This is a genomic window from Flavobacterium sp. IMCC34518 (assembly GCF_027111095.2).
GTDB classification, from domain to species: domain Bacteria; phylum Bacteroidota; class Bacteroidia; order Flavobacteriales; family Flavobacteriaceae; genus Flavobacterium; species Flavobacterium praedii.
In genome coordinates this window covers 2,403,296-2,417,720 of record NZ_CP114284.2, presented here as the reverse complement: position 1 = coordinate 2,417,720, position 14,425 = coordinate 2,403,296, and the positions used below count along the sequence as shown (strand labels likewise).

Below are 14,425 nucleotides of genomic sequence, written 5' to 3'. Positions count from 1 at the left end.
AGATAATTTGGAAAAAAAAAAAAATCGATTCGATCTTTTAACAAAAACAACATGAAGAACAAAACATATAATGTGTAGCCCGTAGCGGAATCGAACCGCTCTTACATGGATGAAAACCATGCGTCCTAACCGATAGACGAACGGGCCTTGCTTTTAATTGCGGTTGCAAAATTAAAACTATTTTTGAGATGTACAATACTAGTGACTAAAAACCATTTAATCAAAAAACATTTATTTTATAAGACATTAATAATTAATAGTTTCTGAAAATATTTATGAAAGAAAAAAATCAAATTATTGAATTTTATTTTTTAAACAATAAAAATACAAAAGTGTTTTCTTTCATTTTAGGAGGTAATGCAGTATTTTTAACTCAGCTGATTTGTAGAAAAAAGCATAAAATCACTCAAAACTAAACTTATAAAAAACTAAAAAAAGAATTGCGTTTATTCAACTCCGAATTCAATATTAGCTTAAAGAAGACAAAAAACATCTTGAACTAAAACCAAATTTTATCCAAAATAAATTAGATAAAAATCTAAATCAAATAGATTTTTTTTTAATTTTTTTTTAGACCGTTAAAAGCAATATATTATACAAAACCTTTTAACTTACTATCGATAAAAAATAGTACTTAATGCTTTAATGTTTTTGAATCCATTTTTTTTTCAGTCAAAACCTTACCGCATTTAGGACATTTTCCTGGCTCGTCTAATACAGAACCATCCATAGTACAAATGTATTTTTTAGATTTAACAGAGGACGTTTGACTTCCTTTTACAGCAGTATTGTGCAAAACTGTTTTAGTGACCACCAATTCCATACCACACTTGCCACATTTCCCTTTTTTATCACTTATTTCATTAGAATGCATAGGACAAGCATACATCGTTTTTTGAACTTCTTTTTGAACAGCATTTTGTGTTGTTTGAGCCCAAACAGCAGAACCCATAGAAAAGAATAGAACTAATGCAATTATTAATGTTTTCATAATTTCAATTGGAATACGTTATACGATAAAAAATATCTGAAAAAATTTCAAAACAATCTAAAAGAATAACAATTTAGAAAAGACACAAAATATACATATAGAAATTGCTAAACACCAAATAGATTTAGCACCAATAAATGTAAATCCAAATAATTAGATCAACTTATTTATATCAAAGTTAGTGAAATAAAATCTTAGTGTTTAAATTTCACTAAAACATTAAACAAATTTTAATCCAATTTATCTTTACCAATAATAGCATACACAATGGATTGAGACAAAGACAATATAATACTAAAAAGCATTGCTACCCAAAAGGTATCCACATAAAAACCCCCAACAATTTTTGTACACAACACTATTATTAAAGCATTAACCACCAATAAAAACAACCCCAAAGTAACTATTGTAAATGGCAATGTTAATAATACCATTATGGGTTTTATAAAAATATTAAGCAATCCCAATACTACGGCCACCAACATAGCAGTATAAGGCCCTGCTACATGGACTCCAGGTAAAAAATGAGCGATCCCAAAAACTAGCCCTGCTGTCACAATTATTCTTATAATTAAATTCATAGTAGCACTTTTAAAATTTCAATAAATATAATAAAATTTCTACACTAAAATAAATTATTTCAAAAAAGCACTTGCTAATTCATAAAACAATTTTGGATTTTCGGCATGCAACCAGTGTCCAACATTTGGAATGGTCGTAATTTCTGAAACTGGAAAATAGTTCTTAATCATATCAAAATCACTATCTAATATGTAGTTAGAATTTCCACCTCGAATAAAAAGAGTGAGCTTTTCAAATATTGAAGCAGCTGGCAATGCTTTTCCAATTTCTTCAATTTTTTTATTAAAAACTTTCAAATTGAATCGAAAGGCTAATTGCCCTGGCTCTTGCCAATATAAACTTTTCATCAAAAATTGACGTGTTCCAAAATCAGGAATATGAACTTTTAAAACTTCCTCAACTTCATTCCGACTTGGTTTTACTGAAAAATCAACTGCATTTAAACCTGCCAAAATATCTTGATGATGTGGCGCATAAAATTTTGGTCCTATATCTGCCACTATCATTTTATCAACTAAATTAGGATATAAAGTTGCCACTAGCATTGCTGTTTTTCCCCCCATTGAATGACCAATAATAGCAATTGACTCCAAACCGTTTGCCTGACAATATTCAAACACATCTAGAGCCATCAATTCATAACTAAAATCATCCGAATGAAAACTACGTCCATGATTACGTAAATCCAATAAGTGCACCTGAAAACCATCAGCCACAAATTGAGTGCCTAATGATTTCCAATTATCGGACATTCCTAGAAATCCATGAAGTATAAGTAAAGGCTTCCCTGTACCTTCTATTTTTGAGTAAAGCATTTTTAATTCAGATTGAAGATTATAGATTTTAAAATACATATTTATTAAAACTGAATTCTAAAATCTCAAAATCTATTTAAAATTTCATTTTTTTTATATTGTCTCGTCTTAATTATGATTGAAAATATGTAAATTAAATATATATATCAACATTGTTAATCAAAAACTAGAAAATCATTTCAATTTATGCAAATACATATTCACCACATTTTCTAATCCAAGATAAATTGCCTCGGAAATTAAGGCATGACCAATAGAAACTTCTAACAATCCAGGAATATTTTGATTGAAAAACTGAATATTATCCAAACTCAAATCATGCCCTGCATTAATTCCTAATTCCAATTCATTAGCCAAAACAGCCGAAACGACATACGGATCAATACCTTTTTTATTACCCAAACTATATTGATGTGCAAAAGACTCGGTATACAATTCTATTCTTTCTGTTCCAATTTTTTTTGCTCCTTCTATCATTTCAAGAACTGGATCCACAAAAATAGAAGTTCGTATTCCGTTTCGTTGAAATTCATGAACAATTTCTGTTAAAAAAGAAGCATGTTTAATAGTGTTCCAACCCGCATTTGAAGTTATGGCATCGACAGCATCGGGAACTAAAGTCACTTGAGTTGGTTTTATTTCAAGAACCAAATCCACAAAAGATTGCTCCGGATTCCCTTCAATATTGTATTCTGTATATACAATTGATTTTAAATCTCTTGCATCTTGATAGCGAATATGACGCTCATCAGGACGTGGATGAATTGTTATTCCCTGACCTCCAAATTGCTGAATATCAGTCGCCACTTTTAATAAATCAGGCACATTTCCTCCACGAGCATTACGCAAAGTGGCAATCTTATTTATGTTAACGCTAAGTTTTGTCATGAAAACAAGTATTAATAGATATTTATAATATATGATTGGACAAAAATACAAAGTAAAACCTAGCAGAATTTGTATAATTTTGATTATTTTGCATCGATTATTGAGGATCCATTTTATGACTGATATTAAAAACTATATTACAAACGACTACAAGGCCATTGATGCCAATGAAACCATTGGAACTGTTCAATCTTTTTTTGACGAGTTGACCTATTCCCATTTCCCTGTAGTAGAAGAAAGTATTTTTATCGGAAGTATCGCTGCTGATGATATAGAAACTTTTGATAGCGACAAAAAAGTAACTGATTACAAATATGTACTCGAACATTTTTTTGCCAGAACTACAATGATTTGGTTAGATGTTTTGGAAGTATTTGCTAAAAACCATACTAATTTAGTTCCAATATTGGACGAAAATAATAAGTATGTTGGTTATTATGAAATTGAAGATATTATTAAATTTTTTCATGAAACTCCTTTTTTGAAAGAACAAGGAGCAATTTTAATAGTAAGTAAAAATACTATCGATTACTCCATGAGTCAAATAACTCAAATTGTCGAAAGTAACAATGGAAAACTTTTAGGCTTGTTTATTTCAAATTCAGACATAAACACGATTGAGGTTACCCTAAAAATAAGTGTTGGCTCTTTAAATGAAATCATTCAAACCTTTAGAAGGTATAATTATGACATCATTTCAGAACATAACGAAGACAATTACATCAATAATTTAAAAGAACGTTCTGATTATTTAGACAAATATTTAAACATATAATTATTTGAAATTTTCAATAAAACCCACAAAAAACAAAGCTGAACAAACACTTAAAAAGAAATAAATGAAAGTAGCTATTTACGGCCAATATTATTTAGTAAGCACAGAACCAATCATAAAAGACATTTTTGTGTTTTTCAATAATAACAATGTTGAAATGGTTATTGAATCCGATTTCTTGAATATGTTATATGAAAAACAAATTATCAAAAAAGAATATAAAACCTTTTCATCACATAGTGAATTGGATTCAAGTTTTGACATGTTGATTAGTATTGGTGGTGATGGAACTATTTTAAGAGCTGTGACTCTTGTTCGCAATTCTGGAGTCCCAATTTTAGGAATAAATGCTGGTAGACTCGGTTTCTTAGCAACTGTTCAAAAGGAAAACATAGCTGAATTTATGCAATTTGTGATTGACAAAAAATATAAAATTTCAAAAAGAACTTTACTAAGCCTAACTTGTTATCCAGAAAATAAAGACATTGATGGACTAAATTTTGCAATGAATGAGATTTCCGTAAGTAGAAAAGAAACAACCTCGATGATTACAATTGACACTTACTTGAATGATGAGTTTTTAAATTCATATTGGGCAGATGGTCTAATAATTGCAACACCTACAGGATCTACTGGTTATTCACTAAGTTGTGGAGGTCCGATATTAACACCTGATGTAAAAAGCTTAGTCATCACTCCTATTGCTCCACATAATTTGAATGCAAGACCACTTGTTGTGCCAGACATTAACGAAATACGTTTAAAAGTATCTGGTAGAGAAGAAAAATACTTGGTTTCCTTAGATTCAAGAATAACAAGTGTAGCTAACGAATCTATACTTACCATAAAAAAAACAAATTTTAAAATAAACATGGTAGAAATTCCCGAAGAAACATTCTTAAAAACATTGAGAACAAAATTACTTTGGGGAGAAGACAGAAGGAATTAAATAAAATATACGATTACCACATATTTCATCGTTTCTATCATAAGTGTTGTAGATAAAAAAAGGATACTGGTCTAAAAAAAGACACTATTCCTATGTTAGGTATTGAATACTATTGATAATTATTATATTTGCAGGCAATTTTAAATTTATGAGTAAAATTTTCATTCCAATTTTATGCTTTTTATCCTTAACATCTATTCATGCTCAAATTCATGAAATTGGTGTTTTCCTTGGTGGCAGCAATTACATAGGAGACATTGGTTCAACAACCTATATTGCACCAAACGAACCTGCTTTTGGAATTTTATATAAATGGAATAAAAGTCCAAGACACTCCTACCGATTCTCCTATACACAATCACAAATTTCAGGAGATGACAAAGAATCCTCAGAAATAGGAAGAAAAAACAGAAAATACAGTTTTGTTAATAACATAAAAGAACTTTCTGCTGGATTAGAGTTTAATTTTTTTGACTTTAATTTACATCAAGAAAGCCCAAAGTTCACCCCATACGTATATAGCGGAATAAGTTACTTTTTCTATGACGAATTATATTTGATTTCTGGTGAAACTAAAAAAAACAATATCAAAAACTCCATTGCAATACCAATGACATTAGGTGTTAAAACTAATTTTTCAAGAAATTTTGTTTTAGGACTAGAGGTAGGCATTCGATATTCTTTTACTGATAATATTGACGGAAGCAATCCAAGTGATAGCAATATGTATAAATTTGGCAATTTAAATAATAATGATTGGTATGTATTTTCAGGAGTAACTTTGACGTATACTTTTGGAGAAAAACCATGTTACTGTGCAGAATAAACACGATGTTAAAAGAAAAAATAAACACTAAAAATATACCATCCCACCTCGCCATAATTATGGACGGGAATGGTCGTTGGGCTAAACAACAAGGATTCCTAAGAACACTAGGACATGAGAGTGGATCAAAATCTGTAAAAAAAATTATTCAGGAATGTTTAGATTTAGGAGTACAGTATTTAACCCTTTATGCTTTTTCTACAGAAAACTGGAACAGACCCAAACTTGAAGTAGACACACTAATGCGAGTTTTGATTAATTCATTGAAAAAAGAACTCAAAACAATGCAGGAAGGCAATATCAAAATGAATGCAATAGGAAACATTGATAAGTTACCAAAAAATGCCCAAAAGCAATTAGCAGAAGTCATTGATAAGACAAAAGAAAATACGAAAATGACATTAACTCTGGCATTAAGCTATGGATCTAGAGAAGAATTAGTAAATGTTGTAAAAATAATCAGCGATAAAGTTAAAAATAATATAATTTCAATAGACGCTATTGACGATTCAATTATAAATGAGCATCTTTACACGCACAATCTACCAGATGTTGATTTATTAATAAGAACAAGTGGTGAACATAGAATAAGTAATTTTCTGTTGTGGCAAATAGCTTATGCCGAATTATATTTTACGGATGTACTTTGGCCAGATTTTAAAGAAAAAGATTTACATGAGGCCATCATTAGCTATCAAAAAAGAGAACGTCGATTTGGAAAAACAAGTGAACAAATTAAATAAATTTTTAGTGTTACATAAAAGCTTAAAACTAGTCCTTACCTTTTTATTATTAGGAACATTTACTCAAATCAAAGCCCAAGACAGAGTCCCATTTGACCAAGGTAAAAAATACATTTTAGCTGATGTCAGCGTAGTTGGTGATATTAGTTTCAATCCACAAACAGTAGTCACATTTGCTGGACTTGAAAAAGGACAAGAAATTACCATCCCTGGTGAACAAATCAGTAGTTCTATAAAAAAACTAGGAAAACTAGGCCTTTTTGATGAAATTTCATTTTATGTAAATCGTATTGAAAACGATAGCATTTATCTAGACTTAAACATTAAAGAATTACCAAAAATAAATCAGGTAAAATTTGTTGGTGTATCCAAAAGCAAAACCGAATCTTTCATTAAAGATAATGGTTTGACAAACGGTAAAATTGTGACAGAAAACTTGATTACAACTACAAAAAACTATATAGAAAAAAAATACAAAAAAGACGGTTTTTTCAATACAAAAGTTCATATTACCACCACAAAAGACACTTTAAAAAGCAACGAAGTTAACATGCTTGTAAAAGTAGACATGGGTAATAAAGTGAAAATTTATAAAATCGACATTGAAGGAAACAAAGAGATTGGTACTAAAAAGTTACTTAGTTCGATGAAGAACACAAAACAGCGAAACCCTATTAACATTTTAAAACGCTCTAAATATATAGAAGAAAAATACCAAGAAGATTTAGAAAAAATAGTCAGTGATTATAAGAAAATCGGATACCGCGACGCTCGTATTATAGGAGACTCTATAGCTTACAATGAAGAAAAAAAAGGTATTTATATAAAAATTAAAGTAGAGGAAGGTATTAAATATTATTTTGGAAACATCAAATTTATTGGTAACACGGTTTATTCAGATGAAGGATTGAGTAGCATGCTGGGTATCCGACCTGGTGATGTATACAATGGCGTATTACTTCAAGAAAGAATTGCAGATAAATCAAAACCAGATGGAGAAGATATTACAAATTTATATCAAAACAACGGATATTTATTTTCAAATATTAATGCGGTAGAAACAAAAACAACTGATAATAAAATTGATTTTGAAATTAGAGTTACTGAAGGGCCTATTGCCTATTTCAATAAAATTACTGTTGTAGGTAACGACAAAACTAATGACGAAGTTATTTATAGAGAATTAAGAACTCGTCCAGGAGACAAATACAACAAAGCGGAGTTAGTTAGAACCATTAGAGAGATAGGTCAATTGGGATTTTTTGATCCTGAAAAAATTGATCCTAAATTCAAAAATGTTGATTCTGGTGCCGGAACAGTAGATATCGAATACAATGTTGTTGAAAAAGGAGCAAGCCAAATCGAACTTCAAGGAGGATATGGAGGCGGAGGTTTTGTTGGAACCTTAGGCCTATCATTTAATAACTTTTCAGCAAGAAACTTATTCAACAAAGACGCTTATCATCCACTTCCAATGGGAGATGGTCAAAAAGTAGCATTACGTTTACAAGCAAGTTCCTATTATAAAACGTATAGTTTATCTTTTTCTGAACCTTGGTTTGGAGGAAAAAGACCTGTTCAATTTAGTAGCTCATTTGCTTTTAGCCAACAATACAGTTCCAACTATCAAACACAAAGAGTAGACAAATCAAAATACATTAATATCACCTCTTTGTCAGTAGGTATGGCAAAAAGACTAACTGTGCCAGATGATTTTTTCACACTTTCTCAATCGATTAGTTACCAACAGTATGACTTACATAATTATCTTTATGGAATGTTTACATTTGCAAATGGTACTTCAAGAAACTTATCCTATACAGTAGGTCTATCTAGAAACAGTAAAGGTTTTAACCCTATTTTCCCAACTTATGGAGCAGAATTTGGAGTTACAGGTGAATTTACACTTCCGTATTCTGTATTTAATGGAATTGATTATGCTAAGTTAGGGGATCAAGAAAAATACAAATACAAATATACCGGCACCTCTTATGTTGACAATAATGACAGAGTTGTAAATGCAGGTGATTATCTAGACAAATTACCAAGTTCATCCTATACCTCTAACAAAGTAGACAAATACCAAGATGCAGTTGCAGATCCTGCAAAAGTAGATCAAGAAAAATACAAATGGTTAGAATATTATAAAGTTCAAGTAACTGGAGATTGGTTTACTTCTTTATACAAAAAATTAGTTTTACGTACCTTAATGCAATTTGGATTCTTAGGTGCATACAATCAGGATCGAGGAGTTATTCCATTTGAAAGATATTATTTAGGTGGAGACGGTATGGCTGGAAGTTCTATAGACGGAAGACAAAACATACAGCTAAGAGGTTATGAAAACGGAGCATTAACTCCTGCAAATTCAAACGGAGATGCATATGGTGCTACTATATATAATAAATTCTCATTAGAATTACGTTATCCAATAACATTAAAAGCATCAGCTTCTATTTATGCACTAGCATTTGCAGAAGCAGGCCAATCCTATGAATCATTATCAAGCTACCAACCATTTAATCTGGCTCGTTCATCTGGTGTTGGTTTAAGAGTATTCATGCCTGCATTTGGATTATTGGGTATTGATTTTGGTTATGGCTTCGATGCTGTACCTGGAGCAATCAAACCAAGTGGATGGCAAACGCATTTTATAATTGGTCAACAATTTTAAATAACTTTGGTGTAAAATTTCTAAAATTAAAAATTATGAGAAAAGAATTTTTATTTATAATTTTATCGCTTTTTGTAGCTACAACAAATCTAGCTCAGACCAAAGGAAACAAAGTGGGTTATATTGATATGGAATACATTTTACAAAATGTTCCAGACTATATTGAAGCCAAAGCCCAGTTAGAACAAAAAGCTCAAAAATGGAAACAAGAAATTGAAACCAAAAAAATAGAAATAAACAAATTAAAAGATGCTTTAAAAGCGGAAAAACCATTATTAACAGCTGAATTAATTGAAGAAAGAGAATCAGAAATTAAATTTCTTGAGACTGAAAAATTAGATTATCAACAAAAAAGATTTGGCGCAAATGGAGATTTAATAATCCAAAAAGCAGGTTTAATAAAGCCTATTCAAGATCAAGTTTTTACTGCTGTACAAGATATAGCTGAAGCTAGAAAGTATGATTTTATTTTTGATAAATCATCACATTTAACCATACTGTTTGCCGCCAAAAGATTTGACATAAGTGATCAAGTCATCAGAGTATTAAACCGCACTGAAAAAAGAGAGCAATTAACTAAGAAACAGCAAAAAGAATTAGAAGCGAAAGAAAACTTAGAAAACGAAATAGACGATAATCCTGTTTTAGCCGAAAGAGAAAAAGTATTATTAGATAAAAAAGCTGCTAGAGAAAAATTAGTCGCTGACAAAAAGTTAGCACAAGAGGAAGCTAAAAAACAATACGAAGAAAAAAGAAAAGCTTTACTCGCTGAAAGAGAAGCTAAAAAGAAAGGTACAACTGTAGTAGAAACAAAAACAACTACAACAGAAAACGCGACAACAACAAATGCGGCTGGTCAATCTGAAAAATCAATAACAGAAACCGCTAAACCAAATGTACAAGAAGAACGCAAAAAAGCTTTAGAAGAAAAAAGAAAAAAAATACTTGAAGCAAGAGAAGCTACGAAAAAAGCTGCCGAAGAAAAAAGAATAAAAGAACTTCAAGAAAGAGAAGCCGCAAAAAAAGCTTCAGAAACAAATACAAAAGAAAACAACTAAACAAATTCTAATTATTTAATTTTTTAAAACGATGAAACAATTCAAAACTTTATTAATTGCAGCGACACTATTTTTTGGTGCAACTCAAATTTCAAATGCTCAAACTAAGGTAGCTCATGTTGATGTAAGTGAAATCATGACAAAATTACCAGCTATGCTTGATGCTCAAAAACAACTTGAAAAATTGAGCGGTACTTATGATGCTGATTACAAAAAAATGGTGGAAGAATACCAAACTAAATTAAAAAAATACGAAGCTGAATCTGCAACTGTTGGCGAAACTGTAAATCAAGAACGTTCTAAAGAAGTTCAAGATATGCAAAAAAGAATTACTGACTTTAGAGATAATGCTCAAAAAGAATTACAAGCTAAAGAATCAGAAATTGTAAAACCAATTATGGAAAAAGTAAGAGCTTCTATCCAAAAAGTTGGTAAAGCTAAGGGTTTCCAATATGTACTTGACGGTTCTACTTTATTATTAGCTGATGGAACAAACATTACAGCTGATGTAAAAAAAGATTTAGGATTTTAATTAAAATACAATAAATCATAAACTGCTCATCCAAAATATTGGATTGAGCAGTTTTTTTTTACACCATAAAATGTAGTATATTTAACTATTGCTTATTTATTAATATCATGACAAACGACAAACCAATTGGTATTTTTGACTCAGGAATTGGAGGAACCTCCATCTGGAAAGCCATCCATGATTTATTACCAAACGAAAAAACCATATATTTAGCCGACAGTAAAAATGCACCCTATGGACAAAAAACCAAGGAAGAAATCATCGCATTAAGTATAAAAAACACTGACCTGCTAATCCAAATGGGATGCAAACTAATAGTAGTCGCATGTAACACAGCTACTACCAATGCCATTCAGGAATTAAGAGCTAAATATACCATTCCTTTTATTGGTATAGAGCCCGCCATTAAACCCGCCGTTACCCATTCTAAAACTCAAACAATTGGCATCCTTGCCACCAAAGGAACCTTAAATAGCGAACTATTCCACAAAACAACTGAGAAATACCAAGACACCAAAATCATAGAGCAGATAGGCCATGGATTAGTTCAACTAATAGAAAATGGAGAAATAAATTCACCAGAAATGACGCAATTACTTCAGTCTTATCTTAACCCCATGATTGAAGCCAATATCGACTATCTAGTTTTGGGATGTAGTCATTATCCCTATTTGATCCCTCAAATAAAAAAAATCCTCCCAGCACATATTCAAATTATCGATTCTGGTGAAGCTGTAGCGAGACAAACCAAAAACATACTTAGGGACGTAGTAGGTCTTTCAAACGCAAAAAGTAGTCAGCCTATATTTTACACCAATACTAATCCGAAAGTGTTAAATGAAATTTTAGAAAACAAATTTAAAGTTGAAAAAAGGGATTTTTAAATTATTCTAATTTATTCCTAACAAACCAAATGCCATCTAAATTAAGATTCAAACTCAACTTATGATAATTTTCCTTAATTAACGGATCAGTAATTCTCCCTTTTTGACCATAGGTATATGAAATAAACAAAGAAGAAGACAAATGATCCAACGGCAAGGAAGCGCCTATAGAAAAACTTTTATCTTGAATTTTTTTACTATCCACCTCCAAATAGCCCGTATCATAATTTAAACCTGTTGCGAATTTTATTCTATCCAAATAATTTCTTGAAGTTTTAGCTTTAATATATGACAATCCCATTGAAAATTTTTCTTGGTTTGAAAAATAACCATACATATCGGATTGATTAGTGGAATCCCAAAATTTCTTTTCATAATCAAAAGAGACATTTAGTTTGTTTTTAAATACTTTATTGAAACCAACTCCAATTTCCATTGGCAAATAAAAATCATCTGTATCGATTAATTTATCTGTTTCCAAATTACTTTCACCGGAACCGCTAACAACAGTAACCGATTGTTTATTTGTCGCATTTACTCGAGATGGTGCTTTAACATTTAAACCAAAAGTCAATAATGGATTTATTTTAAATTGTGAACTTACTATAGGTCGAATACCTTTATAACTAATTTCCTTATCGATTGTTGTATTAGAATTATTAATAGTAAAGGTTCTATTATCAGTGGTATTTCCAAAAAGAACAGAAGCAGAAAACCCTAAAGACCATTTTTTACTTAATTTATATGCATATGAAAAATCAAAATTGTTTAGTCCTCCTGTACCAACAACATCCAAATAATAATAGGCATCAGCTCCATCAATAATTGGAATTTTTAATTCTGAAATCTTAAAAGAAGAACTTGAGTAGGGCATCATTGCAACACTAAATGCAGATTTATTATTTATTGGAAAAGCAAATGCAAAATGGGAAAACTGAGAATTATTTCGGCTTTCCTTTCTAGAATTGTCTTCAAAAGAAGTTTGAATTCCTGTTCCTCCTACTTCAAAAAAGAAATTATTCGCTGGAATATCAACAAGAGATGCAGCATTTTTATTATTAATAAAATTTTCCGAAGACAAAGCGATTCCTGTCGTACCGAGAGCGGGAATTATTCCAAAATTAGAATCATACAAACTCCCTAAGCCATACAATGAATAAGGAGAAGTTGCAATACTTTGAGAAAAAGAAAGACAATAATTAAAAGACGCAACAACTATAAAAAAAATAGATTTTTTCATTTAATAGGTAATATAATAGATTTGTAATTTTAATTTATTCTCCTTATTATTTTGATCCCCTAATACAACTCTATCGACCACTTTAGACAAAATTGGCATCGTAATTAATAATCCACTTTTTTTATCTGATTCTTTTAACATTTCTTTCTGCAAATAAGAACCCAACAGTACTTCGTATTGAACATCATCCCCAAATTCATTATCCGACCTATTCAAGGCTGCTGTCACGGTCTCATTATTTGCATTTGTAAGCTTACTCTTTATTCGATTCATATTATCTACTAAATAGACCCCCAAAGTTTGAGGCAAAGGAAACAGCTCTGAATATGAATATTTTACTGGTTTCAATAATAACTTAGCATCCACTATTGCGCCTTTTTCAGCCAAATATCTCAATTGCTTTACATTTGGAAAATTAATTCTACAAACTAAACCCGTTCCTGATTGTACAAATCCTTTATTTCCGGAATAAACACTAGGCAAACTCTCATTAGATGAAGGCAAATCTTTTATAAGTGTATCATCCCTATTTGAGGATATAACATTAAATTGCTTTGCTGCATTAGAAGGTATAAAGTCTTTACTGTAAGACTCTTCAGTATCACCTTTAACCTTGGAATAATAAAGTCGTAAAGTACTAGACATATTAAAACCAATTACACTTGATGATGAACTATTCGAAGAAGTAATCATAAAACCTTTTAAATATTCAGTCAAATCACTTTCATCTGAAATCTCATTATTTTTAAACTTATTAAATAACTCTAAACCAAAATTATTATCTAATTTAATATTTATACTATCCTTACCAATTGGTTTTGGTTTGTAAGTTATGCTACCTAAAATTGAATTATCATAATTCAAAACCGAATTATTATAAAAACTATTGTCCTCTTTATTGGGTTTAAACTTTTGTAAAACCCTATGAACATTCAACGTTTGTACTTTTGTTGTATCGGCATAATAATAATCATCATATCGCATAATCATAGCAATAGAATCAAAAACATAACCTGTAGCATCGGTATCTGAATTTTGACTGTAAAGATTAAATGAGCTAGTTAATACCTGGAAATAACTATCCGCTTTTATAGTCCCAAAAAGAGGATCATCATAATTACCAACTAAAATTCTACTTTCACTCGAGGTGACTAAAGAATCTAACCTGATTGTAGAAAGAGTAACCGTCATGGTATCTATAGAAATCACTTTGTTTTTTATCGATAAATAATCCGAACCTACCACAAACTTACCCGCATCAACATCGGAATCACAAGAAACCATTAGAATACTCAAAAACATGAAAAACAAAAACTTGTACATATTTATTTTTTTGAACAAATATAAAAGCCACGATCAAAGCTATCCTAATAACATATACCATCAGGAATATTATATCTATAAAAACTCATAATTACTCTACAACTCCAAATCCATCTTTATTTCGCTGTTTATCCTTTATTATCGG

At 30.5% G+C, this 14,425-nt stretch carries 14 protein-coding genes and 1 tRNA gene; 8 read left to right on the top strand and 7 right to left on the bottom strand.

Annotated elements, in window-relative coordinates:
• Positions 1-75: 75 nt before the first annotated feature.
• From OZP06_RS10185 to OZP06_RS10165, 5 genes are all read right to left on the bottom strand, one after another.
• Positions 76-147, bottom strand: a tRNA-Glu gene (locus OZP06_RS10185).
• Positions 148-634: 487 nt separating this feature from the next.
• Positions 635-991 (bottom strand): heavy metal-binding domain-containing protein, encoded by a 357-nt coding sequence (locus OZP06_RS10180; RefSeq protein ID WP_281237983.1) that lies wholly within the window; start codon positions 989-991, stop codon positions 635-637.
• A gap of 230 nt (positions 992-1,221) precedes the next feature.
• Entirely contained in the window at positions 1,222-1,572 is a 351-nt protein-coding gene (locus tag OZP06_RS10175) for a phage holin family protein (protein WP_269221752.1), read from the bottom strand.
• 54 nt (positions 1,573-1,626) lie between these two features.
• The gene (locus OZP06_RS10170; protein ID WP_281323675.1) at positions 1,627-2,388 is read right to left on the bottom strand and encodes an alpha/beta fold hydrolase; all 762 of its coding nucleotides are present in this window, start codon (positions 2,386-2,388) and stop codon (positions 1,627-1,629) included.
• A gap of 174 nt (positions 2,389-2,562) precedes the next feature.
• Positions 2,563-3,276 carry a pyridoxine 5'-phosphate synthase gene (locus OZP06_RS10165; RefSeq protein ID WP_281237985.1) on the bottom strand — a complete coding sequence of 238 codons (714 nt, stop codon included), beginning with the start codon at positions 3,274-3,276 and terminating at the stop codon, positions 2,563-2,565.
• 115 nt (positions 3,277-3,391) lie between these two features.
• Here OZP06_RS10165 and OZP06_RS10160 point away from each other — a divergent pair, with 115 nt between their 5' ends.
• The 8 genes from OZP06_RS10160 to murI all read left to right on the top strand — a co-directional run bounded on the left by OZP06_RS10160 (position 3,392) and on the right by murI (position 11,717).
• Positions 3,392-4,051: a CBS domain-containing protein gene (locus OZP06_RS10160; protein WP_269221751.1), complete on the top strand. Its 660-nt coding sequence runs from the start codon at positions 3,392-3,394 to the stop codon at positions 4,049-4,051.
• Positions 4,052-4,115: 64 nt separating this feature from the next.
• Positions 4,116-5,000 (top strand): NAD kinase, encoded by an 885-nt coding sequence (locus OZP06_RS10155; RefSeq protein ID WP_281237986.1) that lies wholly within the window; start codon positions 4,116-4,118, stop codon positions 4,998-5,000.
• A 148-nt stretch (positions 5,001-5,148) separates the two neighbouring features.
• A complete protein-coding gene (locus tag OZP06_RS10150; RefSeq protein ID WP_269221750.1) occupies positions 5,149-5,826 on the top strand; it encodes a DUF6089 family protein in 678 nt (225 codons plus the stop codon).
• A gap of 5 nt (positions 5,827-5,831) precedes the next feature.
• Entirely contained in the window at positions 5,832-6,569 is a 738-nt protein-coding gene (locus OZP06_RS10145; RefSeq protein WP_269221749.1) for an isoprenyl transferase, read from the top strand.
• The gene (locus OZP06_RS10140) at positions 6,502-9,243 is read left to right on the top strand and encodes a POTRA domain-containing protein (protein ID WP_281323674.1); all 2,742 of its coding nucleotides are present in this window, start codon (positions 6,502-6,504) and stop codon (positions 9,241-9,243) included. Before OZP06_RS10145 ends, OZP06_RS10140 begins: the two co-directional genes overlap by 68 nt.
• A 35-nt stretch (positions 9,244-9,278) precedes the next feature.
• Positions 9,279-10,301: an OmpH family outer membrane protein gene (locus OZP06_RS10135; RefSeq protein ID WP_281237988.1), complete on the top strand. Its 1,023-nt coding sequence runs from the start codon at positions 9,279-9,281 to the stop codon at positions 10,299-10,301.
• Between the two features lie 31 nt (positions 10,302-10,332).
• Positions 10,333-10,833, top strand: a complete 501-nt coding sequence (locus tag OZP06_RS10130) for an OmpH family outer membrane protein (protein WP_281237989.1) — start codon at positions 10,333-10,335, stop codon at positions 10,831-10,833.
• A gap of 107 nt (positions 10,834-10,940) precedes the next feature.
• The gene (gene murI, locus OZP06_RS10125; protein WP_281323673.1) at positions 10,941-11,717 is read left to right on the top strand and encodes a glutamate racemase; all 777 of its coding nucleotides are present in this window, start codon (positions 10,941-10,943) and stop codon (positions 11,715-11,717) included.
• 1 nt (position 11,718) lies between these two features.
• On the opposite strand, the gene OZP06_RS10120 is transcribed toward murI, so the two are convergent.
• Positions 11,719-12,957, bottom strand: coding sequence for an aromatic hydrocarbon degradation protein (locus OZP06_RS10120; RefSeq protein ID WP_269221747.1), 1,239 nt, complete (start codon positions 12,955-12,957; stop codon positions 11,719-11,721).
• Positions 12,958-14,280, bottom strand: a complete 1,323-nt coding sequence (locus OZP06_RS10115) for a DUF4270 family protein (RefSeq protein WP_269221746.1) — start codon at positions 14,278-14,280, stop codon at positions 12,958-12,960. It lies immediately after the preceding gene.
• Between the last annotated feature and the right edge of the window lie 145 nt (positions 14,281-14,425).

Coding starts and splice junctions, on each gene's coding strand:
- OZP06_RS10135 (WP_281237988.1), top strand. CDS start 9,279: ATGAGAAAAGAATTTTTATTTATAATTTTATCGCTTTTTGTAGCTACA.
- OZP06_RS10120 (WP_269221747.1), bottom strand. CDS start 12,957: ATGAAAAAATCTATTTTTTTTATAGTTGTTGCGTCTTTTAATTATTGT.
- OZP06_RS10180 (WP_281237983.1), bottom strand. CDS start 991: ATGAAAACATTAATAATTGCATTAGTTCTATTCTTTTCTATGGGTTCT.
- OZP06_RS10130 (WP_281237989.1), top strand. CDS start 10,333: ATGAAACAATTCAAAACTTTATTAATTGCAGCGACACTATTTTTTGGT.
- OZP06_RS10155 (WP_281237986.1), top strand. CDS start 4,116: ATGAAAGTAGCTATTTACGGCCAATATTATTTAGTAAGCACAGAACCA.
- OZP06_RS10115 (WP_269221746.1), bottom strand. CDS start 14,280: ATGTACAAGTTTTTGTTTTTCATGTTTTTGAGTATTCTAATGGTTTCT.
- OZP06_RS10175 (WP_269221752.1), bottom strand. CDS start 1,572: ATGAATTTAATTATAAGAATAATTGTGACAGCAGGGCTAGTTTTTGGG.
- OZP06_RS10165 (WP_281237985.1), bottom strand. CDS start 3,276: ATGACAAAACTTAGCGTTAACATAAATAAGATTGCCACTTTGCGTAAT.
- OZP06_RS10145 (WP_269221749.1), top strand. CDS start 5,832: ATGTTAAAAGAAAAAATAAACACTAAAAATATACCATCCCACCTCGCC.
- OZP06_RS10150 (WP_269221750.1), top strand. CDS start 5,149: ATGAGTAAAATTTTCATTCCAATTTTATGCTTTTTATCCTTAACATCT.
- OZP06_RS10160 (WP_269221751.1), top strand. CDS start 3,392: ATGACTGATATTAAAAACTATATTACAAACGACTACAAGGCCATTGAT.
- murI (WP_281323673.1), top strand. CDS start 10,941: ATGACAAACGACAAACCAATTGGTATTTTTGACTCAGGAATTGGAGGA.
- OZP06_RS10140 (WP_281323674.1), top strand. CDS start 6,502: ATGAGGCCATCATTAGCTATCAAAAAAGAGAACGTCGATTTGGAAAAA.
- OZP06_RS10170 (WP_281323675.1), bottom strand. CDS start 2,388: ATGCTTTACTCAAAAATAGAAGGTACAGGGAAGCCTTTACTTATACTT.